Below are 26281 nucleotides of genomic sequence, written 5' to 3' on the forward strand. Positions count from 1 at the left end.
GTTAATTCAAGGCACTTGCATCGACTTCTTTCACACGTGTGCCCTCCTGCAAAATCTTAGAAATGGCATTAAAAGGTCTCGACACCACTTTGTCCTTTGCTTTTAATCCACTTTTAACAATAATGTTATTATCGTCTTGGATACCAGTAGTTACCTCCTTCATATTTACCACATCCCCGTTAAGTACAAACACATATTCTTTTACGTCAGCGTTGTCTACTGAATCCGCTTTATTTATATTCTCCCGCACAGTCACTGCTTGAATAGGAACAACAAGGCCTTTTTCCGACTTGGTATGGATCTGCACCGTTGCCGATAAACCAGGTTTAAATGGAGAAGAGTTTTTATTATCGTCATCTATCAAATCTTCATATGAAGATGCCTCGATACGGACCTTCACGTTAAAATTTGTTACCTGCTCAGCTGTAGTCGCTACGGTTTCCGTTCCTGCGGAAGTAGAGGAACTTGAAATTTCAGTCACCACTCCCTTAAATTTACGCCCCTGGAAGGCATCCACCTCTATTGTCGCCTCATTGCCCACTCTTACGCGGTTAATATCATTTTCATTTACTTCCACATTTACTTCCATGGTGGACATATGAGCTATACGCATAATTTCCGTTCCCGCCATCTGCGCTGTTCCGACAACACGCTCACCGAGTTCTATCGACAATAAAGAAACAACACCATCCGAAGGCGCATATATCGTTGTACGCGCCAAACTGTTGCCTGCTTCCTGCAACTGTGCTTGCGATTGGTTCACCCCGAACCGGGAAGCTTCGACTTGCTGACGTTGAGACTCCACCGTAGCACGAGCAACTTCATAATCTGCCCTTGCTTTGTCCATCTCCGATGCCGATATCACTTTTTTATTAAACAGCTCTAGGCTTCGGTTATAGATAGCCTCCGCATTGATAAGGCTCGCTTCCTGTTGTTTCAACATTTGTTGTGCTGCCGCAAGGTTTGCCTTTTGTTGGCTCACCATCGCCACCACTTGGTCGTAGCTGGATTGTAACAGATCCGGCTTTACACGGCACAATACATCTCCCTTTTTGACAATTTGCCCTTCACGGACATTCAATTCTATAATTTCGCCCGAAACTTCCGAGCTCAATTTCACTTCAAATTCCGGTTGTACCTTCCCGCTCGCAGAAACAAGTTCTGAGATGGTTCTCTCCGCCACTTCATCCACGGCGACCTGTTGTACACCGCCATCACCAAACCAACCGAACTTACTGCCTATTACAACGAATACCAAGATTATTACTGCAGAAATAACCAATATTTTAGGTAGGTTGCTCTTCTTCTTTGCCATGAATGATATTTTAAAAAGTTATAGGGTTTCCGATATAATAATCAATGACTTTTCCACGGAATACCATTTCGTATTTCCGGCGAATCATTTCAAATTCTGCGCTATTCATATTTGTCTGTGCAGTAAACATTTCCATTGAATTGGCCATGCCCACATCATAACGTTCCTTAATGGTTTCATAAGCGACTTTAGACGTATTAAAAGCTACCTGTGAGGCAAAATACTGCTTATTGGCAGATTTTAAATCTAAAATAGCCTGTGCAATAGTTTTTTCCAGATTTCTGCGTGCCAGTGCCTCTTCATTTTCTGCCTGTAAATAGCCTATCTTTGCTTTATTTACAGCTACCTTTGTCCGATTATTATTAAAAATGGGCACTTGAAGGCTGAGACCGCCACGAAACGATTTGTTTAAATCAACCTGATTGAAGAACGGGATTTTTTCTGACACGATCAAGTCCCCCACCAGAAACTGATCATACGCACGCGAAGAATAATTCGAGCCGTATCCAGCAGACAAATTCAGCGTAGGGTAATAAGCCCCTTTAGCAATATCTATATTTTTCTTCGCCAGCTCCTTGTTATAGCCAGCCTGTTCAATTACAGGTTGAGTCAGCATCGCTTTTTTAAATACATTATCGAAGGAAGCAATCGCATATTCCGCCATGATATCAGCTATACTAGGTCTTTCCAAGCTAAATGTAGTATCCGGTGATAATTCCATGAGTTGTTTTAAGTTGAGCAACGAAAGTTCATAAGCATTTTCAGAAGACATAATATTCAGTTCATCCGTTGCCACCTGATTTTCGGCCTGTGATAAATCAGCCAATGTCTTATTACCAACCTGAAATTGTATACTGTCCTGTCGTAGCTGTTCCCTGGAAAGCTTAACCTGTTGCTGTGCCGCTTCGTACAACTCCCCATTTGTAATCGCCTCCAAATAGTTGGTCACCACAGATAAAATTAAGTCGTTTTTAACTTTTTCAACTTCCGTCGCGTCGACAGCAAGTTTTATTTTATTCGCTTTAATTTGGTTGATTTTTTGGAAGCCTTGAAATAGGGCGACACTCGAAGATAACTGCGCTCCTGCTGTGGTTGTCCAGAAGTTTCCGCGGATCAGTTGTCCCGAGGTCTGATCAAAGGTCAAACCATAATTATAGGAATTATCAGCACCAATACTCAAGTTTGGATACAATTCTGATTTTGATTGATAAAGATCCTGTTCGCTTAATTGATACCCAAATTCTGCTTGTTTAATTTGTAGATTACGCTCAAGCGTTGTCTCTATGGCTTCCTGTAATGTTACTTGTCCATATCCCAAGGGGGACCCGATAACCAACAAAATGAAAAATAATACAATATAATAGGATATTTTTTGTCTCATTTGATTAATTAAGCATAAATGATTTTTAAATTTGGGACAAATATCTGATATTATCAACATGTATTTTGTTACTGCTCCTTTTTTTTTAAGATGGTACTATCCAAAAGTAACGTTCAATAAATCGAGAAAAGAACAGAAAGTATACCTTACTTTTGATGATGGGCCGATCCCGGAAGTTACACCTTTCATACTTGATACGCTTGCTGAGCACAAAATCAAAGCAACTTTTTTTTGCGTCGGCGATAATATAAAAAAGAATCCAGCGATTTTTGAACGTATCCTCGCCGAAGGACATCAGGTAGGAAACCATACATATAACCATCTTCGCGGGTGGGATACAGAAGATGATATTTATCTGGATAACATAGCAAAATGCCAGCAACTAACAGGAACAGCCTTATTTCGCCCGCCTTATGCCCGAGCAAAAAAGTCACAGCTGAAGATGTTGCACAAGACGTACGAGGTGGTCTTTTGGGATGTCCTTTCGGGTGATTTCGATGAATACATAAGTCCCGAAAAATGCTATCAAAATGTGATTCGTCATGTAAAAAATGGTTCTGTTATTGTCTTCCATGACAATATCAAGGCCATGCCACGCGTATCGTATGCGCTACCTAAAGTAATTACCTATTTGAAACAAAAGGGGTATGATTTTGGGGCGTTGTAATTTATGGTAACGAGCTGTCGTCAAGATTATCCCAATCGAAATCCATGTCCACAATCTGCAATCGAAATTCTTGTGCTGAAGCTACAGAAAAATAACCAAGCGCATTATTGGATATATTTGATGTTGGGTTTCCCGGAGCAGCAGAACCAGGATTTGTACTTTGGTACTCATTCCAATAGTCAAATACTTTTTCATCGATACAATAGCGTCGCACAGAAATGTAATCCCCCGGTTCCAAATCCGTATTTAAATCGGAAACTTGGTGCGTTACATACAAACCGTCATTGAATTTATCCTGAAACACGCTAGAAAAGCGAAAATTTGCATCATTGATGGAAATATCATACTTGTAATAATTAGGTGTATTTTGAGGGTCGTTAAACTTAAAAGTTGCAAAGTAGTAGCTATCTCCTAGAATATTCTCCCGGGCAATACCCGTAGAGTCTACCTCGACATATGTTGGCATATGACAAGAGGAATGAAAAGATTCTCCATCCACTTCCACATACAAAGAATAGCTTTGCCCCGATGCCGGCGTAAAATCCCTAGCTACATAATCCCCATCTTTTTCATGCTGAAAATTATGATATCCTCCCCTACTATCGAGCACAAGTACAACCGCATCCGTTACACCAACCGAATTGATCGGCTCATCAAAAGCAACAGTCTTCGATACTCTTATACGTTGGATAGATTGCAAATCAGAGAGGTTTGCCTCAATTACCACCCTAGGATCTGCATCATTTAAGTTCACATCTATTATTTCTTCGCACGCGGAAAAAAATAACAATGTGCATAATATATAGATGTAGCTCTTTACATTCATATTATCAGAATTTAAAATTCCATGTAACGGACGGAATAATACCAAAGAGCGCTATTTTATATGCCTCCGTTATATTTGTATTGTTCTTGTTCTCACGGAAGTCAATAATGTACGCATTCTTTCTATTGTAAGCATTGTAGACACCAAATGTCCAACTCGAACGAAAACGCTTATCAGAGAGGACAGGCTCATAAGTAGCTGACAAATCCAACCGATGATAATTGGGCATACGATAGCCATTCCTCTCGGTATAATAGAACATTGTTTTTCCATCAACCTCATATTTACCACTCGGAAACGTCACGGCATTTCCCGTATGATATACGAACGTCGCTCCCAACGTCCATTTTTTCGAAAGTTCGTACATACTGACCACGGAAACGTCATGTGTTCTATCTTGACGTGCTCTAAACCATTGTCCATTGTCAATCTCGTCAAACTTACGTTCACTTCTTGCCAGGGTATAACTGATCCATCCATGCAACTTGCCTGTACTTTTCCGAAGATATGCTTCGATACCATAAGATCTCCCGATCCCGTACAACAGATCACCTTCCAGATATTGATTAGCCTGCAAATCGGCTCCATTTCGGAAATCTATCTGGTTATCCATGTATTTATAATAGGTCTCTAACGAAAATTCATATCGGTTGTCTTTAAAATTCCGGAAGTACCCTACAGCAACCTGATCAGCGATTTGCGGTTTAATATTCAAACTGCTCACCACATATTGATCCGTAGGCAAACTTGCCGTTGTGTTGGTCAATTGATGTAGATTTTGTGCAATACGGTTGTAAGATGCTTTGATACTATGTCGCTCACTTAACAGGAAACTAGCCGAAAAACGTGGTTCGATATTCAAATAATGCCTGGCTACTGTTCCTTTGTTATAAAATTGTTCTGCGATAACCTCCCCATCTTCGTCATAGGTATAAAATGTACCCGGACCCATCACCATAAAGTCGTTAACGCGAACGCCATACAGCAATGACAGCCAATCAGCCGGACTCCAGGTATGCGACACATATGCTGCGGCCTCTATTCCTTGACGACTGTCCACGTCAACGGAATTAACGGATGTGTTCTCACCTGCTGTTATACTGGCAGGGTAAATGGACTGTTGCAGAGCATGGACACCAAAACGCCAAGTGCTTATCGGATTTTGATAATAGGAAAAATCCTGTTTAAAATTCCAGTTACGGATCTTGGATGCTATACCAAAGTTACTATCATCGCTAGATACCTGTACATTATAACTAAAATCACTATATATCAGTGAGGTGTTACTAAAGAGTTTATCATTAAAAATATGATTCCATCGAACTGTTGCTGTAGCATTTCCCCAATCAAAATTAAAGAGGTTGGAATAGCCTAAATCATCTTTTCCAAAGTAACCCGATAGATAGAGCGTGTTCTTATCATTAAACCTGAAATTGAGTTTCGCATTGAGATCATAGAAATAGAGCTTGCTTTTCTTGACATCTTCGTCATTTGACAGCTTTAAGAACATATCGGCATAGGTTCGGCGTCCGCTGATCATAAACGAGCTTTTATCTTTGATTAAAGGAGCTTCTACTTTCAGACGGGAAGCGATCAAGCCTATTCCCCCTTCCGTTGTTAATTTCTTTTGATTGCCATCCATCATCGCGATGTCTAAGACGGACGATATACGCCCTCCGAATTGAGCCGGGATACCACCTTTATAAAGCTGCACATCTTTAATCGCATCGGAGTTGAACGTAGAGAAAAATCCCAATAAATGAGAGGCATTGTAGACCGTTGCCTCATCAAGCAAAATAAGATTTTGATCACCACCACCGCCACGGACGTAAAAATTAGATGTCCCCTCTCCGGCACTCTGCACCCCGGGCAACAGTTGTATGGTCTTTAGCAAATCCCTTTCACCAAAAACAACAGGAACATTCTTAACTTCTTCCATTGTAAAATTAAGTACGCCCATTTGCGGATTAGAAACATTATTATCCTTCCGCTCTGCAGAGACAACCACTTCCTCTAATGTGTTATCCCCTCGCCGGAGCTCTACATTTAAACGTTGGCTACTGCTTAAATCAATCTCCTCCGAGTAGGATTGGTAACCAATGTAACTAAAGGTAACCTGATGCTTTCCCTCCGGAAGTGTTAATGAATAAAAGCCGTACGCGTTGGTACTAGCTGTTTGCCTACCTGGTTCCACCGAGACAACCGCACCGATTAATGTTTCTCCCGAGCCGGCGTCACGAACGATTCCACTGAGTACGACTTGTTGCGCAAAAGCATCTATACCCATAAACAGAACCACAAAAATCAACCACAACCTATTCATCTAACGACTTATTTCTTTACGCTTTGATCTTGGAAACACTGCGCAAAAAAAGCCATTTGAAAATCAATGGATTTCGCCCAGTATTCGTGATTATGTTTACCCGGCATGGTGAGATAGTGATGCGGTATATTCATATAAGTAAGCTTTTCATGTAGCTTATTATTCACTTGAAAAAAGAAATCTTCTGTTCCACAATCAATAAACAAATTAAGCGATTGCGGCTTAATGAGATGTGTTAATTCGATAACCGTATGTGCGTCCCAAACCTCCGGTTTTTCGTGATAATCACCGAGATGTTTTTTCATGCTCCAGTTATTTGGAAAAGGACGAATATCTACACCTCCGGATGTGCTACCTGCGAAAGCAAATAGATCTTGGTGACGAAAAGCTAGATACAAAGCACCATGCCCCCCCATACTCAATCCTGTTATCGCCCGATTGACACGGTCGGATCCAACCTGATACTGCTGCTCAACAAAAGGTACAAGTTCTTTGGTAATAAATGTTTCATACTGATAATCTTTATCTTCCGTATCCCAATACCAACTATTGAAACCGCCGTCAGGACAAACGACCATATATCCGTAGGTATCCACAAGTTGTTTGATATGAGGAGCGGTTTTCAGCCAACTGGCGTAATTACCCGAATGCCCATGCAGCAAATAAAGTGTAGAGGTTGCCTTTTTATTTTCTGGAGAAACAACAACAGCTTTGACATCCTTACCCATCCGTGCGCTCCGTACAGTGATTGTATCAACCGTTGCCGCATGTAATTGCAGTATACTGGCAATTACTGCCAGCAAAAGAAAAATATGTTTCTTCATGCCCAACTTTTCTTACAAACCACCTGTAAACGCCGACAATATCCGTGGATGTTGCTCCGCATCTTTCGCCCACATTTTAAAGGAGCGGTTGTACAGATTCAATTCCGCAAACACTTCTGCTTCTTCGCCTACACTGTTAGCAAAAAATAGCTTAAATGCATAAGTCCCGTTGCCCGTTAAATCCACGGCGGTTTTATTGGAAGAGAATACTAGAGGCTCTAGTACAGCATCTGTCATCCCATTATCAACCGGTTCTTCGTAAAGAGCCGCTATAGCCTTTACAAAATTGTCTGATTCTTCTCCAACTGAACTAAATTTGATAGCCCCCTCCTGGAAGGCTTTTTCCTCGTTCACCTCTCCATCTTCAAATATACCTCCCGGAATATTTTTGCTGATTTCGATTTGAAGTGCGAGCGTATCCTTGTCGTTCAAAGATTTTGCAGTATATACCATCGAAGATTCCGTTTCTGTCGATTTCACCAACGATAAAAATATTGCTGGATTATCCGTTGTAGAAGTGGCTACATACTGCCTAAGGTTGGCTGTCAATGCCTCCTCCGTCGTTTTTTCGCCATCTTTTTGGTTATTTCCACAGCCCGTTAATGTCGATGCCAGCATCATGACCGCAGCTGCCTGTAAAAATGTAGTTTTCATATCCAAATGTATTGTTTATTGAATCACAAAATACGAATAAATTGTTTACTGTACCAAAGCGTCATATAATATTTCTACGGGATGATACGATTTCCGTCCCGTGCCATCCTTAATTTGATGGCGGCAGGATGTTCCCGCAGCAGCAATAAGGGTTTGTTCATCCGTAGCACGCACTGCAGGCAACAGCACGAGTTCCCCGACTTTCATCGATACCTCATAGTGTTCTTCCTCATAGCCGAAAGAACCCGCCATACCACAACAGCCTGAAGGAATGACCTCCACGCTATAATTTTGGGGAAACGACAATAATTTTTCTGTATAACCAACTAGATGAAATGCCTTTTGATAACAATGTCCATGCAATTTAACTTTTTTCGTCCCTTTTGTAAACTGTTCTTGCCGGATCCTTCCAAGTTCTATTTCTCTGATAAGAAACTCGTCAATCATTAACGTATACTTAGACAATGTCTGCGCCTCAACCCGCAAATGCGTACCTACTAACTCTACATATTCATCCCGAAACGTGATGATCGCCGACGGTTCTATCCCTAAAAGCGGTGTGTCTTCTGTTATCAGATCTTTTAAGAGTTCTACGTTTCTTTCGGCAATTTTCTTAGCTTCCTTGACAAAACCTTTGGATAAATACGTCCGTCCACTTTCTACATGCTTCGGTATAATGACGTCATATCCCAATGAGGTTAACAATTTATGTGCTGTTATGCCAATCGCCGTATCGTTATATTCCGTAAACTCGTCACTGAACAGATAAACTTTTCGTTTGCGGTTTTGTACAGGCTGCTTCCGTGCCCATTTGGATAACGTAGTGAAATGGACGGTTGGCAAGGAGCGCTTGGGAGCAAATCCAACCACCGATTTTACCACATCGGCAAGAAACGGTGTGTTGACAACAAAGTTATAGATTGGCGCGACATAAGAACCTAATCGCTGACTCTTGGTGAAATTAGCGATGACAGACGAGCGGAAAGGCACGCCGTGTGCATCATAATAATGCTGCAAAAACTCGGCTTTCATCTTAGCCACATCTACACGCGACGGACATTCGCTTTTACATGCCTTACAGCTTAAGCACAAATCCATCACTTCCTTTATCTCTTCATGGTCAAACCGGTTCGTCTTCGTCGAATTTGTCAGAAATTGACGAAGCATATTGGCTCTTGCCCTTGTCGTATCTTTTTCATTGCGGGTCGCCATAAACGACGGGCACATCGTGCCACCCGTAATTTCCGTTTTCCGGCAATCACCCGAACCAGAGCATTTCTCCGCTAAGCGTAGAATTCCTTCATCTTTCGTAAAATCAAAATAGGTTTTTATTTGCCTACCATCCACCACCTTATCATAACGTAAGGACGTATCCATTGGTGGCGTATTAACGATCTTATTTGCATTGAATATGCCCCGAGGATCAAAAATTGCTTTTGTCTCCTGCAGCAATTGATACACTTGTTCGCCCAATACTTTTCCAATAAACTCACCTCGCAAACGTCCATCGCCGTGCTCACCGCTCAATGAACCATTGTACTTCAACACCAAATCCGTGGTGCGTTCCAATATCGTCCGAAATTTCCGACGTCCTTCTGTGGTTTTTAGATTGATAAACGGTTCGATGTGCAATTCACCGGCACCGGCATGCGCATAATAGGAAGCATGTACGTTTTCCTCTTTCAGTAAAACTTGTATATCTTTTACATATGCGGGCAGATCTTCGGGAGAAACTGCACAGTCCTCAATGAGATTAACCGGTTGTTCATCGCCAGGCAGATTACGTATCAGACCTAATCCCGCCTTACGCACATCCCAAACCAAATTAGTTTGCTGCGTCCCAATAACAAAAGGATACGCGTAGCCAAGACTTTTATCGATTAGATCTTTTTTCAATGCTTCCGCTTTCTGGTAAACCTCCGCCTCGTTGTCTGCACGAAATTCGACAATGAGTAACGCCTGTGGATCCCCTTCGATAAAAAAGCGGTTATACTGATACGTCGGATGCCCTACGGTAAAATCCAAAATATATTTATCAACTAATTCGGACGCTTCAGGATAATGGGATAATGCGACAATATTGCCCTCCATACATTCTACCATGTCAGCAAAATGCACACACAACAAACCAATCTCTTTGGGAGGAAGGGGCATCAAACTTAACTTGGCTTCGGTCACTATACCAATCGTTCCCTCCGACCCCGCCAACAAATCACATAAGTTGAATGGTTTTTCATTGTCCACCAGAAAATCTAACGCATATCCCGTATTTCGTCGGGTCAATGTTTTTTTAGGATATCCCGATACAATCGCCTGTTTATTTTCCGGAAGCGACAGCAACGTATTCAGTTGCCGATAAATTTCGCCTTCACGTGTCTGGGACGCTAGCTTTTCAAAAAGAGCAGCTTCATCTAAAGCCTTAAAAATTACTTCCGAAGTATCGTCGAGCAACACCTTCGCTTCCAATAAATTCTTGCGGGTATCCCCCCAAACGATAGAATGCAAGCCGGATGAATTGTTACCGATCATACCCCCAACCATTGCACGGCTCGCTGTGGAAGTTTCGGGGCCGAACATCAATCCATGCGTCCGGAGATAGCTGTTTAAATCATCGCGAATAACACCGGGCTGTACACGCACCCAACGTTCCTCGACATTCAGTTCCAATATCTGGTTAAAACAACGAGATACATCAACCACGATACCACTTCCCACCACCTGACCGGCCAGTGACGTACCTGCTGTCCGCGGAATGAGCGTTAGATGCTGTTCTCCAGCAAACAAAATAAGTTTCTTCAAGTCATCTTTGCCCTGTGGGATTGCCACAGCAAGCGGAAGTTCCTGGTACACGGACGCATCGGTTGCATAAGCCAACCGCATAGTCTGATGCTTTGGATTCTCGGGTAAATAAAACAACTCTCCCGTTAGTAGGGAAGATAGTCGGTTTAGTTCATCTATAATCTGCACGTTTGTTCTCGTATTTGACAGAAACAAATTTATGTTCTTTTTCCCGTAAAAAGAAGCAAACCGACCAACGGGAGCTCATGAACACCAAAATAGACACATGTTCATAAACGTCGCCGCTTTGAATCTTTTACATGTAGGGCAGTACCAAGGATGAATTTGTACAGTTGTAAAACATTTAATGCGTCCCACTGCCCCGCACTTATCCCGCATCGAGAATAGTTCGGATGCGGCATTTTATTGTTAAGGGGGGATTGTGCATTTGCGTAGACGAAAAAGAGACTGAAAAAGATTTTTGCACAATTTTATAAAACACATAAATAGTAAACAATAATCATTAATAAATAATATTATAAGAATATTATTCTGTATATATTATTATATTTTGAATATTATTCACAAAAACTTATCTTTGCAGCATGACGACAAAAATGGAGTTTAGCTTAGATCAAATTGATTATCAGATCTTGCGTATTATGCAAGAAAACGCGCGCACGAACAATGCGGATATTGCGCGGGAGCTGGGAATGGCACCTTCTGCGATTCTCGAGCGGGTTAAGAAATTGGAACAGAAGCAGGTCATCCTACAATACAATGCGAAAATTAATCCGGATGCGCTTGACCAGAAGTTACTGTCTTTCATTTTCATCAAAGCACAGGATCCAATTGGAACGCAAAAAGTAGGATTGCTCTTAGCTAAAATTCCGGAGGTCCAAGAGGTCCATGATATTGCAGGTGACGACGGATATCTCATTAAGGTACGCACTAATGATGCATCCGGATTAGTAGATCTGATGCGCAATTCACTAGGAAAAATAGAAGAAATTATTTCCACACGTACCACTATCGTTTTAGAGACAGTAAAAGAAGAACAAAAACTCGTTATTCCAACAGAAGATTAATACGAATATGACAAAAGGAAATCAAAATATGCCAGCCACAAGCAGTATTATCTTTGCATACCTTGTAGTATACATCGTGTGGGGTTCTACCTTTTTCTTTATAGAAAAGGCATTGCATAGTTTTAGCCCCTTCGTCCTGGGTTCTATCCGGTTTATCTTAGCAGGCTCCCTCTTGATGGGATATTGTTATGCTAAAGGATATAAGCTTTTCGCGAAGACGGCTGTTAAGGATGCGCTCTTTGTAGGATTTTTATTGCTCTTTGTCGATATGGCTGCCGTTATCTGGTCAGAACAGTATATATCGAGTGGTATCGTCAGCATTATCGCGGCAGCGACAGCGATATGGTTTGTTGTTCTTGACAAGCCAAAATGGAAAGAGAATTTTTCCAGTTTACCTACGGTTTTAGGATTGATTTTTGGCTTTTTGGGTGTTTTTATGTTGTTTGCCGAACAGCTTTTTGCACAGGATGCTTCGGGAGATAAAAACATGAAGATAACAGCCATGTTCGTCCTTGTCTGCGGGACAATTGCCTGGACAATAGGATCTTTGGCATCCAAATATAGTAGGGAAAAAAGAACCCGGCAGATGCAGGAGCGTGGAGAAGAAGATATACACGTCATGGTAAAAACTGCTTGGCAGATGGTTTGCGCAGGTATCGCCTTTACTGTGGTTGCTACTGTAAATGGCGAATACGCCCGCTTTCAGATACGTGATGTATTGCCTGAAGACTGGGGAGCTATTATATATCTCGCAACCATGGGTTCTATTTTAGCATTCGGCAGCTATATATGGTTGCTCCAGTATCGTCCGACTACCGAGGTTAGCACACACGCGTATATAAACCCCATTGTAGCTTTGCTATTAGCACACTATTTCACCAACCATCGTGTGACTTCCTTGCAGATTATAGGCTTAGTTGTCGTATTGGGTAGTGTCTTGTTAATGAATTGGAATCTTTACAAAAACAATAAAAAAGTCAAGGTTTATAAACGTGCTAAACGGATAAAAAAGCTACGCGAATTGGCACCACAAAGCAGCATCCCACGGATTATGGCATTATCCAATTTCAATCAAAGACACGAAAAGAAAAAAGAGGTTACGAACAGGGAAGACTAATAAAAAATATTTTTTTAAGGTGTAGCATTTTCTTAGCGTATTTCGTATTAATTCCAAAACATATCGAGCAAATGAAACTTGCATAAGCTACTATCTAAGGAAGAGACTGGCAAAAGGTTGTATGAAAGTTCATTAGGATATGGAAAACAATTTAATACAATGAAAAAGTTATCACTACAATTTTGTTTCTTATTACTTATCAGTGCCTTCACTTTTAGCAGTTGTTTGAAAGATAATGATGATGGTCCATGGAATAATCCGCCGGCGGGTGTTATGTATTTCGTAAACGCCTATCCTGATGCGACGTCGGGTCTATTGTACAGTTTAGACGGCAATGTCATTAGTAACCCTTTAAACGGTAAGCTCATGGTACTGCCATATCAAGAGTTTTCTGGCGCACAACTATTGCATCCGGGCAACCGTAAATTAACGATAACAAACCATAACGTTGACCAAAGCGTCTTAATAGACACGACATTGACCATTAAAGTTGACAGTGGATATACCTCTTTTGTATACGGCACGAACGCGCAGCCTAAATTTGCGATGACGCAGGATAAGGTCGTGGAAAATTTAACTGAAAATGAATCCGGTATACGTTTCTTGAACCTGGCACACGGTGTAGACGCTGTAAATTTACTTATCGAAGGCGAAGATGAACCATTGTACAGTAATCGACCTATCGAAACAGGTGCTTCAGTGGTAGCACACCAAGCCTTCCAAGCACAAACAAGCGGTACTTATACGCTTAAAGTCACTGATGCAAGTGGCAACGTACTGGCAACAAGAGAAGGAAGGGAATTAAAAAGAAGCGAGTTAATAAACGGCCAACGGTACCACTCATATTACACCATCATATTGACAGGTAAAGCCAACGATGAGGATACCCCATTATACATTGGTGTCGTCGAACATCATTAATTATATGTTGATATTCAGTAGAGATACAAGATTGTGTGTCTCTACTGGAATTTCCGTTGTTTCCACAAAATACCACAAATACTAACCACCATAATCCCCGCAGCGAGCACCAGAAAATGATTGGTTAACGGAATATACGTTTTCAATAATCCGCCAATCCCTTGTACCATCAAAATAAGTTCATTGAGTACAACACCAATTGCCAATCCCATCATCCATCGATGCGCCATCTGGCTTAGACGTAAGATCTGCATCTGAAAAGCAAATCCTAAAATAAAAAGCGAAATGATAACCAAAAGCACCAAATGGAGATAAGCAATCACAATAGGCCGATAGCCATATACCAGTTGACTCAACGATGGTATCACTGAGGCAGCTTGCAATAATATTTTAAGAAAAACAGCTGTCACCACTCCTGTCCAAATGATTTTAGTTGTTGGATTTATCATCTGCAAGATTTTCCTTCCTTTAAGAGACAGCAAAACATGGCGTACAAACCAAATCCATACGCTTACTTGCAGCAAGACGGTGACTAAGACAATTATATATAGCCAATCCGGAAACGCCTTCCACCACAAAACGGAAAGGAAATAGGCCGGAATAACACAAGAAAAGAACAGCCAAAAAAGCTTTTTACTACAAGCGACTACCCCACTACTGTCATAAAGCCAATAAAGAAATAAACCCACACAGCCGAACAGAAACCATCCGTTGTATTGAAAATGGAGGTAAAAATATACCGATGCTAATTGCTTTAGGGGGTCTAACTGTTGTGTAACCATCAATCTTACCAGTGAGAATGTACCTAGAGACGATAGCACAGAAAAGAACAATGAAGCTTTAAACCAATATTTCACCACCAACGGGACAGTAGATTGCCCTATATCACGCCAACCGAATCCCGCGAAAATAAAAGATATCAGCAAGGTTAACGTAGAAAAGATGATCGCATATAACCCATACCCCTGCACTGCAAAACAAATAAGCATACCATAAGATGCAAATAGGTTAGCAGTAATGATATATTGATAGCGCAAAGGCAAAGGATTGTTTGCACGCAAACGAAATATAGCCATTATTATCAAGACCATTAAAGCATGGGATACCCATCCGGCGAAAGCAAAGTGTGAATGAGCGTGCATAATGTACTTTTGATTAGCCCATGCTAAAGGAAAGATCATCTTTATACGCATCAAAAGCCCCGCCCCCGCCACCATCAACAGGTTGAGGACAGCAATGATAAGCCAACGGCGAATAGTACATTTCCTAATAAAACCTAGCATCACGAAATCCCCCCCATGCCATCTGCAGGAATAAAAACTTTTCCCTTTACAATACTCAAACGTTCATTTCGCTCCATATTTTTTATTGCCCGTATGATGGTCTCCACCCGTAAACCAGTCATGTTCGCTAGTTGCTGTCGCGTCAACATTAAGCGATTGCATTCTTGGCAAATCAATTTCTTCTCCTGATTAAGATATTGAATTAATAACGTAATAATATCTTCGGGACAATTTCGACTAATGATATCTGTCAACATAAACTTAAAACGTAAGTCGCTCGCCATTGATCTGGAAAAATCAAAATGAATGGCTGGATGATCCTCCAATAACTGTTTAAACGTATCAACTCGCAGCCGCAATAAGGTACAGGCTGTATCGGATATGGCATTCGCTGCGTATACCCCATCATCAAAAAGGGGGAGTTCACCAAAAACATCACCGGGCTCAACAACCTTATGAAGTACTTCACGCCCGTCGTCCATAAGGTTACACCATCTTACACGGCCCGATACCAGTTGATAATAATAAGTCGCAATTCCGCCCTCGTTAAAGATAATCTCTCCGGGTTCTGTTTTCCGGTAGGCTGCTCCTTTTTGCAAAAGTAAATCGACAGGAATCATAACATTCGACTTTATAGATAATCCTCTTACAAAGGAAGGGCTTGTCAACGATAAATCAATTGACATAGGTCACACGAATAAGTGACAAGAATCAAATAGACATATAACAATCTAAAATACAAATACTTACAACAAAAAACAATTACTATATAAGTCATTTTATGACTGAACGCATAAAATGAACCTGACCCCGAAAGTAAATTTGTAAAACAAATATTACAGAGAGAATCAGATAAAAACATAATTGAAAAGACCATGAAAAAAATCATCACCCTCGGTATTATCGGCATCTTTTTATATGCCTGTTCTTCCAACAGTAACAACGAACAGCAAACGAAACGCTCATTTCCAGAAGAAAAAGCCAAGACATCCGACGCAAGCCAATACGATCCCAAACGTGGTGAAGGTAAATTTGATGCCGTAGAAGTGGGCGACAAGCTGGATGTGGCTATGGCCAAAGAAGGTAAAACTATTGCTGACGTCAAATGCGCTAGCTGCCATAAATATACAGAGGAACGTCTGGTAGGGCCAGGATGGGCTGGCGTCTCCGAAAAACATAAACCAGAATGGATCATGAATTTCATTACGAATCCCGATCCGATGATTGATAAAGACCCCGAATTACAGGCGCAGTTAGAATTGTGTTTAGTGCGTATGCCTAACCAGAACTTAAGCGAGTCAGAAGCTCGGAGTATCTTAGAGTTTATGCGTCAGAACGACGGCGTTAAATAACAAAAAAATAATAATTAATTGTTAGCATAAAATACATAAAACTATGAAACTAAAACAGTATCTAGTATTAAGCCTTGCTGCGGCGACCATGGCGACGTCCTTTCAGGCGTGTCGTCCAAAAGGAGCGGGCAACGCCGTAACAGGCGATGCAGCACAGAGAACGTACATCCCTCCCGGGCAGTACGATGAGTTTTACAATTTCGTATCCGGTGGATTCAGTGGGCAGATGAGTGTATACGGATTGCCTAGCGGCCGTTTATTCCGTGTCATTCCCGTATTCTCTGTAGATCCTGAAAAAGGTTGGGGCTTTAGCGAAGAAACCAAACCGATGTTGCAAACGTCACACGGATTTGTCCCATGGGATGACTTACACCATATCGAGTCTTCTTTCACAGACGGAATGCCCGACGGTAAATGGATGTTTGCGAATTCCAACAATACCCCACGTTTGGCAAGAATCAACCTACAGACTTTCCGCACGGACGAAATCATCGAGATTCCGAATACGGGTGGTAATCACTGTTCGCCCTTTACAACAGAGAACTCCGAATACGTCATTGCCGCGACACGTTTCAGTGTTCCACCGGATGGTGAGGGAGACGTAGCTATCGATTCTTATAAAGAGAACTTTAAAGGACATATCAGCTTTGTGAGCGTAGACAAGGAAAGTGGCGAATTTGACATCGCCTTTCAGTTGAAAACTCCAGGATTAAATTTCGATTTATCCAGTGCTGGTAAAGGTGTATCCAATGGCTGGCTCTTCATCAGTTGCTACAACTCAGAGCAAGCTCACACCTTATTGGAGGTTAACGCGTCGAAAAACGATAAAGACTTCATTATGGCGATCAACTGGAAGAAAGCCGAAGAATATTTCAAAGCAGGAAGAGGCAAAAAACAAACCAACGTACGCTATGCGCACAACAAATGGGATGAGCATACACATTCTGCAACACACGAGATCAAAACAGAAGTTACGGTACTGGACATCACAGAATTTGAAGACTTGGCCTATTTAATCCCTTGTCCGAAATCGCCTCACGGCGCCGACGTGAGCCCAACGGGAGAATACATCGTAGGTAGTGGTAAACTTGCAGCGTTAATCCCCGTATTCAGTTTTGAAAAACTTCAAAACGCGATTAGCAATAGTGATTTTGAAAGCGAGCGCTACGATGGTATTCCGGTCGTAAAATACGAATCAGCCCTACACGGCGAAGTTGAAAAACCAGGATTGGGTCCGTTACACACCGAGTTTGACGAGAAAGGAAATGCTTATACATCATTCTTCGTTTCTTCCGAAGTTGTAAAATGGAATATCGAAACGTTAGAGGTTTTGGACAGACAGCCTACTTATTACTCTGTTGGACACTTAATGGTAGCTGGCGGAAACTCGAAAAACCCTTACGGTAAATATTTAGTTGCTTACAATAAAATCACAAAAGATCGTTTCTTGCCTACCGGGCCAGAGCTTTGCCATAGTGCACAATTGTTTGACATCAGCGGCGATAAGATGGAGTTGTTGCTCGACTTCCCGACTATCGGCGAGCCACACTATGCGCAGGCGTTACCTGCCAACTTGTTGATGGATAAGTCGCTTCAAATTTACGACATCAATGCGAACAAACACCCATACAAAACAAATGGGGAAGCAGAAGCAAAAGTGGTACGCGAGGGTAATATCGTACGCGTTTACATGACAACGATACGCTCCCATATCACGCCAGACGTTATTGAGGGTATCCAAATGGGAGACGAAGTTTACTTCCATGTCACCAACCTTGAACAGGATTGGGATATGCCACACGGTTTTGCTATTAAAGGTGCAAACAACTCGGAACTTTTGATTATGCCAGGTGAAACAACCACGTTAAAATGGGTTCCTGACCGTACGGGTATTTTCCCTTTCTATTGTACAGATTTTTGTTCGGCTTTACACCAAGAAATGTCTGGCTACGTCAGGGTTTCACCAAAAGGAAGTAGCACGCCTATTAAATATTATACGGGCGAAAGCAAACCAACAACGTAACCATCTAACTATATACGACGTGAAAAATTCAACACTTATGACATCTGCGAACCGCATCATACTCATCGTATGCAGCCTAGCCCTAGCTGCGGTTATCTTTCTCCCGATTTGGCGTATTGAGCTGGATGCAGCGCAATATCCCGAAGGACTGGAATTAAAGATATACAGCAATAAGCTAGCCGGTAATGTGGAGATTATCAACGGGTTGAATCACTACATCGGCATGAAAACACTTCATGCCGATGATTTCATCGAATTTACTGTCCTACCCTATATCATTGGTTTCTTTGCATTGAGCTTCCTGGCTGTAGCAATAAGTGGTAAAAGGAAATGGGTATATGTGCTGTTTGCTGCTTTCCTCTTATTCGGGATTGTAGCTATGGTCGATTTTTACAGGTGGCTGTACGATTACGGTCATGATCTCGACCCTAATGCACCTATTATCGTTCCCGGTATGGCCTATCAACCTCCGCTTATCGGCTTTAAGCAATTGCTCAACTTTGGCGCATTCTCCATTCCGGATATCGGCGGCTGGACTTTTATCGCTGTAGGTGTGTTATTGGCATATTGCACTGCACGGGAAATATGGTTATCTAAAAAAAATACTTCAAATGAAAAACATCAGTTTTAAAATTGCTTTATTCAGTGCTATTATGGTCTTTGTTTTTACATGCCTACATGCCTGCACAAGCAACGCCGGCCCGCAACCTATTCAATACGGAAAAGATCAATGCGTATATTGTAAAATGACCATCAGTGATGCCCGCTTTGGCACCCAATTGGTCACAAAAAAAGGGCGCGCTTATAATTTTGATGACGTACAATGTATGATTGCCTACGTCGAAGACGGCGATATAAACCGCGATGATGTAGCAGCTTTCTATCTTCCTGACTTCAAAACCAGCGAGCTTAAACCCGCTGAAGACATGTTCTATTTGAAAAGCGAAGCGTTAAAAAGCCCCATGCGGGGTGATATCGCAGCATTTGTAAATAAAAGCGATATGGAAGAGACATTAAAAGAAGTTGGTGGTACACCGCTCACATGGGAAGACCTTTGGGAGTAAAGATATGGCCATGAAGAATTTTCTATTTCATATATTGATTACTGGTGTTTATTTATGTATGGTAGTTGGTACGACACGTGCCACTACCATTCATGTAGGTAAACAGCACGTCATCCAATCCATCACGCAGGCCATTGCGAAAGCAGAAAATGGCGATACGATTATCGTACATGGTGGGCTTTATCAGGAAGAAAATATTTTAATTACTAAAAGTCTGTCTCTTATCGGGATAGATAACCCCGTCATCGACGCACAAAAAAAACATGAACCCGTTTCCATCGAGGCAAACCATGTCACGATAAAGGGATTCACGATTAAAAATTCTGCCCATTCTTCCATAAAAGACGTTGCCGCCATCAAAATCTATAATGGCCGATATGTCTCCATACAAAATAATATACTCGACAATAATTTTTTCGGGATTTACTTACAGAATGCAAAAAATTGCCACATTGAAAACAACCGGCTGCAAACTTACGGCGAAACGGAACGTTTAGTCGGAAACGGCATTCACGCATGGAAAAGCGACAGTATCACCATTCTTAACAACGAAATTTTCGGACACCGCGACGGTATTTACCTGGAATTCGTGACCCATACACAAGTAGACCGAAATGTAGCGCAACACAACCTCCGCTACGGTCTACATTTTATGTTTTCGCACGACAACCAATACCACTATAATACATTTAAAGCGAACGGCGCTGGCGTAGCCGTAATGTATACGCAACGCGTGCGCATGGAACACAATATTTTTGAAGAAAACTGGGGGGATGCTACGTACGGACTTCTGCTGAAAGACATCACGGATAGCCATATACAGCACAATACATTCGTTAAAAATACCACAGGCATCTTCATGGAAGGCAGTAACCGCATTCAAATAGAGCAGAACAGTTTTGAGAACAACGGTTGGGCCATCAAGATATTCACCAGCTGCATGCACAATACATTAAGCAGAAATACCTTTATCCAAAATACATTTGACGTTGCCACGAACGGTGGCAAAATGACGAATACCTTTCAGGGCAATTATTGGGATAACTACGAAGGTTATGATCTTAACAAAGACGGCATTGGCGATGTACCGCATCACCCGGTCAGCCTTTTCTCTATGCTTGTCGAGCGATATCCTGCGGCTATGCTACTTTTCCGTAGTTTTATGGTTACCTTATTTGACCGTAGCGAAAAAATGATCCCAAGCTTGACACCAGAAAATTTAAAAGACGAAGAGCCCTTGATGAAACCGATCCGTCAACTGACGGAAAGCTCGACGAAACATGCTATACGATGATTAAAATTGAAAAACTTTCTAAACATTTTGGTAAGCTCCAGGCGTTAAAGAACATCGATTTATCCTTAATGCCCGGCCAATGTATTTCACTCATCGGCCCTAATGGCAGTGGAAAGACAACATTGATCAAATCCATTCTTGGCATGGTCGTTCCAAGTTCCGGCAGTATTTATTTTGAAGATAAAAATATAAACCGGGAATGGGCATACCGTAGCGATATCGGTTATATGCCGCAAAAAGGAGAATATCCGGAAAACATGAGCATTGGCCAAGTATTGGATATGATGATCGATATACGCAAAACACCTTCTCACCTACTCGACAACGAACTCTACGAAAAATTTGAATTGGAGAGCATGCTGGACAAACGAATGCGTACCCTTTCCGGCGGAACGCGCCAAAAAGTAAGTGCTTGTCTCGCCTTTATGTTTAATCCCAAAGTATTGATTCTTGACGAACCCACAGCGGGACTAGATCCGGTAGCTACGGAAATCCTGAAAGAGAAAATTATCCAAGAGAAAGAGAAAAACAAACTTATTCTGATTACCTCGCACGTACTCAGTGATCTGGACGACCTTGTCTCCCAAATCATCTATATGCAAGACGGTCAGTTACGTTTTCACAAATCCCTTGCGGAATTGAAAGCCGACACCGGCACCGATAAACTATCGAGAGCTATAGCCCATGTTATGGGATATAAAAATTTGACCAAAGAAGTTATCCATGAACAATAAGATTATCAAATACGTTATTTCCGATTTGTTGCGCAATCGCACCATATTGTTCTATACCTTGGTGCTTCTTGCTCTTTCGCTGAGTATCTTTTTTATGGAAGACAATACCGATAAGGGTATTGCCAGTATGTTGAATCTGGTACTGTTTGTTGTACCATTGGTGTGTATCGTATTTTCTACCATTTACCTATACAACAGTACGGAATTTATTGCATTGCTTGTTAGCCAACCTTTAAAACGGCAAAGTATATGGCTCAGCATATTCATTGGACTCGCCAGTGCGATGACCCTAACTTTTCTTGTTGGCGTGGGCATACCGACCTTTATCTTTGCTTATAGTTCATCAGGCATAACACTCGTTATTGGCGGTTTATTGCTATCACTGATATTTGTATCCATCGCTATGTGGACGGCGGTACGTATCCGTGATAAATCAAAGGGAATCGGCTTGGCGATTATCTTATGGTTGTACTTCGCAGTGATTTTCGATGCCATGCTATTGTTCTTGTTGTTCCAATTCGCCGATTATCCCATCGAAAAAATGATGATAGCGGTGTCTATGCTGAATCCAATAGATATCAGCCGCATCTTAATTTTGTTAGAAATAGACCTCTCCGCCATGATGGGTTATACGGGTGCTATTTTTAGAAATTTCTTTGGCACACATACCGGGATGTTGATCACCGGTTTCGTGATGTTGTTATGGACGGCACTACCCCTTTGGTTTGCTACCCGGTACTTTAAGAAGAAGGATCTTTAATATTACTTTTTTCTTGATAAAAAAGTAACCAAAAAATCAAGGCTGAATATGGTTTTGCTATTTTTCCTTGGCTATTCCTAAACAGCATAAAACTCGCTTCGCTCAAACATAATGCTGTTTTTTACGGAATAGCCCGCTGAAAAATGACCGCAAAACAATATAAGGCCATTTTATCCCACATCACCACAATTTATGACTACCCATGTTCATTTACGCGATTGCACCATCCCCTCCTTAACACCTAATGTCGCATCAAAAGCTTTGGCAACTGTACAAATACTATCTTAGTACTATCCTATATGCCAAAGGTTTTAGGCGACGAGGTTTTGGTTCTTTTTACGGAAAAAAGAACACAAAAAAAACATTATTCTGACATGTTTTTTCGCCCTTATGAGTCCACGCATAAAACACCAGATATCAACGATATAACTTTGTGTAATAATTCATATTTAATACATAAAAGCCATGATAAAAACAGCCATATTAGATGTCACAGCCATCGAACCAAGACTAAAACATCCGACTATTTTTGATCATTTTGATGCCTTGGAACAAGGCGAGTCTTTCATCATTCTAAACGACCATGATCCCCGTCCGTTATATTATCAATTATTGGGCGAGAGAGGAAATTTCTTCCAATGGGAATACTTGGAATCAGGACCGGAATGGTGGCGCGTTAGCATCGCTAAACCGGCAAAAGAAAACCAGGAAGAAACGGTAGGTGAAATTGCTGCTGCAGACATGCGCAAAGCGGAAGTCTTTAAAAAACTGGGAATAGATTTTTGCTGCGGTGGAAAAACAACGTTGAAGGAAGCCGCTTCCACCATCGGATTGAGCGAAGAAGAACTGCGGACAAAATTGGCAGCAGCAGACAAACAAGGCAGTATCCCCGTACATCTTGATTTTAACAGTTGGGATATTACATTCCTTGCCGATTATATCAGAAATATCCACCATGGATATGTCCGTGAGTTTGGCCCAACACTGGAACAATTGGCAGATAAGGTTGCTCTGCGTCACGGCAACGAACATCCAGAGCTATTGGAACTTGCTCAGCATATGCACCTATTCATGACGGATTTATACGATCATTTACAAAAAGAAGAGGACATATTGTTCCCGCTCACAAAAGAGCTATCTTCCCTGTCAAAAGAAAAAATTACCTATATCGTAAATGAATTGCGAAAAGAGCACGAGGACGCAGGTGCTGAGTTAACAGCATTCAAGCAATTGACGAGAGACTATACACTTCCCGAGAATGCCTGCAATTCTTACACCTATCTATTTGATAGTATGAAAGCTTTTGAACAGGATTTATTGCAGCATATCCATTTGGAAAACAATATCCTATTTCCGAAAATTATCGACACCTGTCGTAAAGAGTTAAGTACCTTATGATAACTATTACACCCAACACCCGAATATCAGAGCTTATCCGCGCTAATAGTCAAAGTATTGGCGCTATTGCCGCCCTGTCTAAGCCGTTGCAAAAGCTAAAGAATCCATTGTTACGGAAAGTCCTCGCTTCGCGAGTAACCATTTCCGAAGCTGCCAAGATAGGCGGTTGCAAATTATCAGATTTTAAACGGGTATTGGAACCACTAGGCTTCTCGTTGTCGTTAGAAACAAATGAAAACCTACAATCACTTAGCCAGACGGCCGCTTCCGAGAAGCCCGTCTGGTTAGATAAGGAAAAATGCACCCACTTAGATGTAAGACAGGCGATTGAAGAAGGACATGATCCCTTACGGGAGATCAATGAACAATATCGGCAATTGTCCGCCGGAAATATTCTCTGCATCATCAATACGTTCATTCCCAGTCCGCTCATTACTTTATTGGAAAAGAAAGGCGCTAAAACATTTGTCGAGCAAGTCAACGAGAACGAATATCTCACCTATTTCTTGAAAGAGCATGCTACAGAGGAACAGGTTCAAGAAACCCAAATCTCAACATTAAGCTGGGAAGACTTCCAGGCCCTGCTACAGCGTTATCAAGAACCGGATATTATTCAGTTGGATGTCCGTGATCTTCCCATGCCCCAGCCGATGGAACGAATTCTGGATACATTGCCCGAACTCGATAATGGTAAGGCACTCTACGTAAGGCATCGACGTGTTCCGTTACATCTTCTGGAAGAGATGGGAAACTACGAATTTATCGTCAAGCTTTGCGGGGTTTCCGACGGCGATGTCCGACTTTTGATACATCGAAAGTAACATACACCTCATGGTACAACGCTAAAATATGGCTGATATATTTGTAAATAAAGCCCCTAAGGAGCTTGCCGTTATCCCGTTTTATGGTACGGCTGCCCTTTTCTTTATTGTACTCTGCATTTTACTTTTCATGTCCGCATCAGAGATTACCGGACATTATTTTAATCCACCTATATTAGCCATCGTGCATACCGCGGCGTTAGGTTGGGCAACGATGGTGATTTTCGGTGCAGCGTACCAGCTACTCCCCGTTATTTGCGAACGGGAACTTTTCAGCAACCACCTGGCGTTCCTATCGTATATATTGTTAACAATAGGCACCTGCGGAATGATTTGGTGTTTCTGGAGATTTGATATGGAGTGGTTAATGATCATATCGGGCACCTGTGTGCTATGCAGTAGCTATCTCTATGCTTTCAATCTGTACCAAACTGCCAACGATTCCAATAAATCACAAGTGCAGCAGCATTTTTTGTTGCTCTCTGCCTTTTGGCTCTGTTTTACTACGACGGTAGGATTATTATTGGCAATCAATCTACGTTATACCTTTATCCCACGCAACCATTTGGATATACTCAAGCTGCACGCACATGCGGGTATAGCGGGATGGTTTCTGCAATTGATATGTGGCGTCGGCGCGAAGCTTATTCCGATGTTTTTGCTGGGCAAATCGAAAAGAACATGGCTGCTATACGCCGCATTGATCTTACAAAACGTCGGACTTATCCTTTTTCTGGCAGACGGCTATTTTAACCCTGTTACCTTACGCATGTCCATGCACGGTGTATTAGTCGCATTGGGAACCGCTTGTTGGTTACTTTATATCATCGACACATACAGGCATCGTGCCCGTAAAAAAGTGGATTTGTTAATGAAACATGCCGGTTTCTCTTTCTTATGTTTAAGCCTTGCCTTTATGTTCATTCCGGTTATCCTTGTATCGTCAGAAACGAAATGGGCTGCGCTTTATGGCACTTTTATTTTTTTAGGGTGGATTACCGGTATTATTCTGGGAAAAACTTTTAAAACACTTCCTTTTATCGTTTGGAATAAACGTTATAAAAACTTAAACGGGAAGGCAAAGATCCCCATGCCCAAGCAGCTGTATCACGAGAGGTTAATTCCTTACCAATATTATCTATACCTAGGCGCCTTATTATCCATGTGTATAGGTATTGTTTTCGAACAATCGTTTCTATTGCAGATAACCGGTATCTTATGGATTATCGTATCGCTGCTATACGGCTATAATGTCTTTCGTGTTATATTTCACAAAACCAACATAGGCTATGAAGATATCGTTAACTAATGAATTTGCGCAAGAGGAAATGCAGGCAAATTTGGCATTGATGCAGGTAATAGATCCCGAATTGAATGTCAACATCGTTGATCTTGGTTTGGTATACGGTGTTGATTTTCGTCATCCACAGGTTATCACGGTAACGATGACACTCTCCACTCCCCACTGTCCGATGGGCGACGCCATAGAACAAGGTGTTATCAATGTTTTGCACGAGGCTTTTCCCAACCGTGAAGTGAAAATCGAATTGGTATGGGAACCCGAGTGGAGCATTGACAATATCAGTGAAGCGGGAAGAGAACAACTGGGACTATAAGTACATAAAAAACAGATTGTTTTTTTATCTTTAGAACGAATA

The 26281-nt window shown here is 41.6% G+C and carries 24 protein-coding genes; 15 read left to right on the top strand and 9 right to left on the bottom strand.

Features of this window, described 5'->3' with window-relative positions; genetic code table 11:
* Position 1: 1 nt before the first annotated feature.
* A complete protein-coding gene (locus H8B21_RS10090; protein WP_190313623.1) occupies positions 2–1315 on the bottom strand; it encodes an efflux RND transporter periplasmic adaptor subunit in 1314 nt (437 codons plus the stop codon).
* A gap of 10 nt (positions 1316–1325) precedes the next feature.
* A complete protein-coding gene (locus tag H8B21_RS10095) occupies positions 1326–2696 on the bottom strand; it encodes a TolC family protein (RefSeq protein ID WP_190313624.1) in 1371 nt (456 codons plus the stop codon).
* Positions 2697–2754: 58 nt separating this feature from the next.
* Here H8B21_RS10095 and H8B21_RS10100 point away from each other — a divergent pair, with 58 nt between their 5' ends.
* Positions 2755–3363, top strand: a complete 609-nt coding sequence (locus tag H8B21_RS10100; RefSeq protein WP_190313625.1) for a polysaccharide deacetylase family protein — start codon at positions 2755–2757, stop codon at positions 3361–3363.
* A 1-nt stretch (position 3364) separates the two neighbouring features.
* Here H8B21_RS10100 and H8B21_RS10105 read toward each other — a convergent pair whose 3' ends face one another.
* The 5 genes from H8B21_RS10105 to H8B21_RS10125 all read right to left on the bottom strand — a co-directional run bounded on the left by H8B21_RS10105 (position 3365) and on the right by H8B21_RS10125 (position 10957).
* A complete protein-coding gene (locus H8B21_RS10105; protein ID WP_380906780.1) occupies positions 3365–4117 on the bottom strand; it encodes a DUF4249 domain-containing protein in 753 nt (250 codons plus the stop codon).
* 76 nt (positions 4118–4193) lie between these two features.
* Positions 4194–6512 (bottom strand): TonB-dependent receptor, encoded by a 2319-nt coding sequence (locus H8B21_RS10110; RefSeq protein ID WP_190313627.1) that lies wholly within the window; start codon positions 6510–6512, stop codon positions 4194–4196.
* 8 nt (positions 6513–6520) lie between these two features.
* The gene (locus H8B21_RS10115; RefSeq protein WP_190313628.1) at positions 6521–7336 is read right to left on the bottom strand and encodes an alpha/beta hydrolase; all 816 of its coding nucleotides are present in this window, start codon (positions 7334–7336) and stop codon (positions 6521–6523) included.
* A gap of 12 nt (positions 7337–7348) precedes the next feature.
* On the bottom strand, positions 7349–7990 hold the full coding sequence (locus H8B21_RS10120) for a hypothetical protein (RefSeq protein ID WP_190313629.1): 642 nt from the start codon (positions 7988–7990) through the stop codon (positions 7349–7351).
* 45 nt (positions 7991–8035) lie between these two features.
* Positions 8036–10957, bottom strand: a complete 2922-nt coding sequence (locus H8B21_RS10125; protein WP_317170387.1) for an FAD-binding and (Fe-S)-binding domain-containing protein — start codon at positions 10955–10957, stop codon at positions 8036–8038.
* 416 nt (positions 10958–11373) lie between these two features.
* On the opposite strand from H8B21_RS10125, the gene H8B21_RS10130 reads away from it, so the two are divergent.
* From H8B21_RS10130 to H8B21_RS10140, 3 genes are all read left to right on the top strand, one after another.
* A complete protein-coding gene (locus tag H8B21_RS10130; RefSeq protein WP_223814952.1) occupies positions 11374–11856 on the top strand; it encodes an Lrp/AsnC family transcriptional regulator in 483 nt (160 codons plus the stop codon).
* 7 nt (positions 11857–11863) lie between these two features.
* Entirely contained in the window at positions 11864–12973 is a 1110-nt protein-coding gene (locus H8B21_RS10135; RefSeq protein WP_190313630.1) for a DMT family transporter, read from the top strand.
* A gap of 159 nt (positions 12974–13132) precedes the next feature.
* Entirely contained in the window at positions 13133–13894 is a 762-nt protein-coding gene (locus H8B21_RS10140) for a DUF4397 domain-containing protein (RefSeq protein WP_190313631.1), read from the top strand.
* Between the two features lie 41 nt (positions 13895–13935).
* Here H8B21_RS10140 and H8B21_RS10145 read toward each other — a convergent pair whose 3' ends face one another.
* Together H8B21_RS10145 and H8B21_RS10150 are read right to left on the bottom strand one after the other, a co-directional pair.
* Positions 13936–15177 carry a hypothetical protein gene (locus H8B21_RS10145; protein WP_190313632.1) on the bottom strand — a complete coding sequence of 414 codons (1242 nt, stop codon included), beginning with the start codon at positions 15175–15177 and terminating at the stop codon, positions 13936–13938.
* Positions 15177–15797, bottom strand: a complete 621-nt coding sequence (locus H8B21_RS10150; RefSeq protein WP_190313633.1) for a Crp/Fnr family transcriptional regulator — start codon at positions 15795–15797, stop codon at positions 15177–15179. Before H8B21_RS10150 ends, H8B21_RS10145 begins: the two co-directional genes overlap by 1 nt.
* Before the next feature lie 255 nt (positions 15798–16052).
* Here H8B21_RS10150 and H8B21_RS10155 point away from each other — a divergent pair, with 255 nt between their 5' ends.
* The 11 genes from H8B21_RS10155 to H8B21_RS10200 all read left to right on the top strand — a co-directional run bounded on the left by H8B21_RS10155 (position 16053) and on the right by H8B21_RS10200 (position 26239).
* Positions 16053–16529 carry a c-type cytochrome gene (locus tag H8B21_RS10155; protein ID WP_190313634.1) on the top strand — a complete coding sequence of 159 codons (477 nt, stop codon included), beginning with the start codon at positions 16053–16055 and terminating at the stop codon, positions 16527–16529.
* Between the two features lie 43 nt (positions 16530–16572).
* Positions 16573–18552 carry a Sec-dependent nitrous-oxide reductase gene (gene nosZ / locus H8B21_RS10160; RefSeq protein WP_190313635.1) on the top strand — a complete coding sequence of 660 codons (1980 nt, stop codon included), beginning with the start codon at positions 16573–16575 and terminating at the stop codon, positions 18550–18552.
* Positions 18553–18589: 37 nt separating this feature from the next.
* Positions 18590–19183, top strand: coding sequence for a hypothetical protein (locus H8B21_RS20600; RefSeq protein ID WP_223814953.1), 594 nt, complete (start codon positions 18590–18592; stop codon positions 19181–19183).
* Positions 19164–19616, top strand: a complete 453-nt coding sequence (locus H8B21_RS20605; RefSeq protein WP_223814954.1) for a nitrous oxide reductase accessory protein NosL — start codon at positions 19164–19166, stop codon at positions 19614–19616. Before H8B21_RS20600 ends, H8B21_RS20605 begins: the two co-directional genes overlap by 20 nt.
* Positions 19617–19626: 10 nt before the next feature.
* Entirely contained in the window at positions 19627–20910 is a 1284-nt protein-coding gene (locus tag H8B21_RS10170; protein WP_190313636.1) for a nitrous oxide reductase family maturation protein NosD, read from the top strand.
* Positions 20907–21644: an ABC transporter ATP-binding protein gene (locus H8B21_RS10175; protein ID WP_190313637.1), complete on the top strand. Its 738-nt coding sequence runs from the start codon at positions 20907–20909 to the stop codon at positions 21642–21644. Before H8B21_RS10170 ends, H8B21_RS10175 begins: the two co-directional genes overlap by 4 nt.
* Entirely contained in the window at positions 21634–22404 is a 771-nt protein-coding gene (locus tag H8B21_RS10180) for an ABC transporter permease subunit (protein ID WP_190313638.1), read from the top strand. The genes H8B21_RS10175 and H8B21_RS10180 overlap by 11 nt, the downstream gene beginning before the upstream one ends.
* 465 nt (positions 22405–22869) lie before the next feature.
* On the top strand, positions 22870–23802 hold the full coding sequence (gene ric / locus H8B21_RS10185; RefSeq protein WP_190313639.1) for an iron-sulfur cluster repair di-iron protein: 933 nt from the start codon (positions 22870–22872) through the stop codon (positions 23800–23802).
* Positions 23799–24623, top strand: a complete 825-nt coding sequence (locus tag H8B21_RS10190; protein ID WP_190313640.1) for a DUF2249 domain-containing protein — start codon at positions 23799–23801, stop codon at positions 24621–24623. The genes ric and H8B21_RS10190 overlap by 4 nt, the downstream gene beginning before the upstream one ends.
* A gap of 28 nt (positions 24624–24651) precedes the next feature.
* Complete coding sequence (locus tag H8B21_RS10195; protein WP_190313641.1) at positions 24652–25932, top strand: hypothetical protein; 1281 nt, start codon at positions 24652–24654, stop codon at positions 25930–25932.
* Positions 25913–26239 (top strand): metal-sulfur cluster assembly factor, encoded by a 327-nt coding sequence (locus H8B21_RS10200; RefSeq protein WP_190313642.1) that lies wholly within the window; start codon positions 25913–25915, stop codon positions 26237–26239. Before H8B21_RS10195 ends, H8B21_RS10200 begins: the two co-directional genes overlap by 20 nt.
* Positions 26240–26281: the final 42 nt, after the last annotated feature.

It is taken from the genome of Sphingobacterium chuzhouense (assembly GCF_014692525.1).
Taxonomy (GTDB): domain Bacteria; phylum Bacteroidota; class Bacteroidia; order Sphingobacteriales; family Sphingobacteriaceae; genus Sphingobacterium; species Sphingobacterium chuzhouense.

Excerpts from the sequence above, each read along its gene's own strand:
- H8B21_RS10145 (WP_190313632.1), bottom strand. The coding sequence starts at position 15,177 with ATGCTAGGTTTTATTAGGAAATGTACTATTCGCCGTTGGCTTATCATT.
- H8B21_RS10135 (WP_190313630.1), top strand. The coding sequence starts at position 11,864 with ATGACAAAAGGAAATCAAAATATGCCAGCCACAAGCAGTATTATCTTT.
- H8B21_RS10175 (WP_190313637.1), top strand. The coding sequence starts at position 20,907 with ATGATTAAAATTGAAAAACTTTCTAAACATTTTGGTAAGCTCCAGGCG.
- H8B21_RS10115 (WP_190313628.1), bottom strand. The coding sequence starts at position 7,336 with ATGAAGAAACATATTTTTCTTTTGCTGGCAGTAATTGCCAGTATACTG.
- H8B21_RS10170 (WP_190313636.1), top strand. The coding sequence starts at position 19,627 with ATGAAGAATTTTCTATTTCATATATTGATTACTGGTGTTTATTTATGT.
- H8B21_RS20600 (WP_223814953.1), top strand. The coding sequence starts at position 18,590 with ATGACATCTGCGAACCGCATCATACTCATCGTATGCAGCCTAGCCCTA.
- H8B21_RS10155 (WP_190313634.1), top strand. The coding sequence starts at position 16,053 with ATGAAAAAAATCATCACCCTCGGTATTATCGGCATCTTTTTATATGCC.
- H8B21_RS10190 (WP_190313640.1), top strand. The coding sequence starts at position 23,799 with ATGATAACTATTACACCCAACACCCGAATATCAGAGCTTATCCGCGCT.
- nosZ (WP_190313635.1), top strand. The coding sequence starts at position 16,573 with ATGAAACTAAAACAGTATCTAGTATTAAGCCTTGCTGCGGCGACCATG.
- H8B21_RS10150 (WP_190313633.1), bottom strand. The coding sequence starts at position 15,797 with ATGATTCCTGTCGATTTACTTTTGCAAAAAGGAGCAGCCTACCGGAAA.
- H8B21_RS10130 (WP_223814952.1), top strand. The coding sequence starts at position 11,374 with ATGACGACAAAAATGGAGTTTAGCTTAGATCAAATTGATTATCAGATC.
- ric (WP_190313639.1), top strand. The coding sequence starts at position 22,870 with ATGATAAAAACAGCCATATTAGATGTCACAGCCATCGAACCAAGACTA.
- H8B21_RS10200 (WP_190313642.1), top strand. The coding sequence starts at position 25,913 with ATGAAGATATCGTTAACTAATGAATTTGCGCAAGAGGAAATGCAGGCA.
- H8B21_RS10120 (WP_190313629.1), bottom strand. The coding sequence starts at position 7,990 with ATGAAAACTACATTTTTACAGGCAGCTGCGGTCATGATGCTGGCATCG.
- H8B21_RS10095 (WP_190313624.1), bottom strand. The coding sequence starts at position 2,696 with ATGAGACAAAAAATATCCTATTATATTGTATTATTTTTCATTTTGTTG.
- H8B21_RS10100 (WP_190313625.1), top strand. The coding sequence starts at position 2,755 with ATGTATTTTGTTACTGCTCCTTTTTTTTTAAGATGGTACTATCCAAAA.
- H8B21_RS10195 (WP_190313641.1), top strand. The coding sequence starts at position 24,652 with ATGGCTGATATATTTGTAAATAAAGCCCCTAAGGAGCTTGCCGTTATC.
- H8B21_RS10110 (WP_190313627.1), bottom strand. The coding sequence starts at position 6,512 with ATGAATAGGTTGTGGTTGATTTTTGTGGTTCTGTTTATGGGTATAGAT.
- H8B21_RS10180 (WP_190313638.1), top strand. The coding sequence starts at position 21,634 with ATGAACAATAAGATTATCAAATACGTTATTTCCGATTTGTTGCGCAAT.
- H8B21_RS10140 (WP_190313631.1), top strand. The coding sequence starts at position 13,133 with ATGAAAAAGTTATCACTACAATTTTGTTTCTTATTACTTATCAGTGCC.
- H8B21_RS20605 (WP_223814954.1), top strand. The coding sequence starts at position 19,164 with ATGAAAAACATCAGTTTTAAAATTGCTTTATTCAGTGCTATTATGGTC.
- H8B21_RS10090 (WP_190313623.1), bottom strand. The coding sequence starts at position 1,315 with ATGGCAAAGAAGAAGAGCAACCTACCTAAAATATTGGTTATTTCTGCA.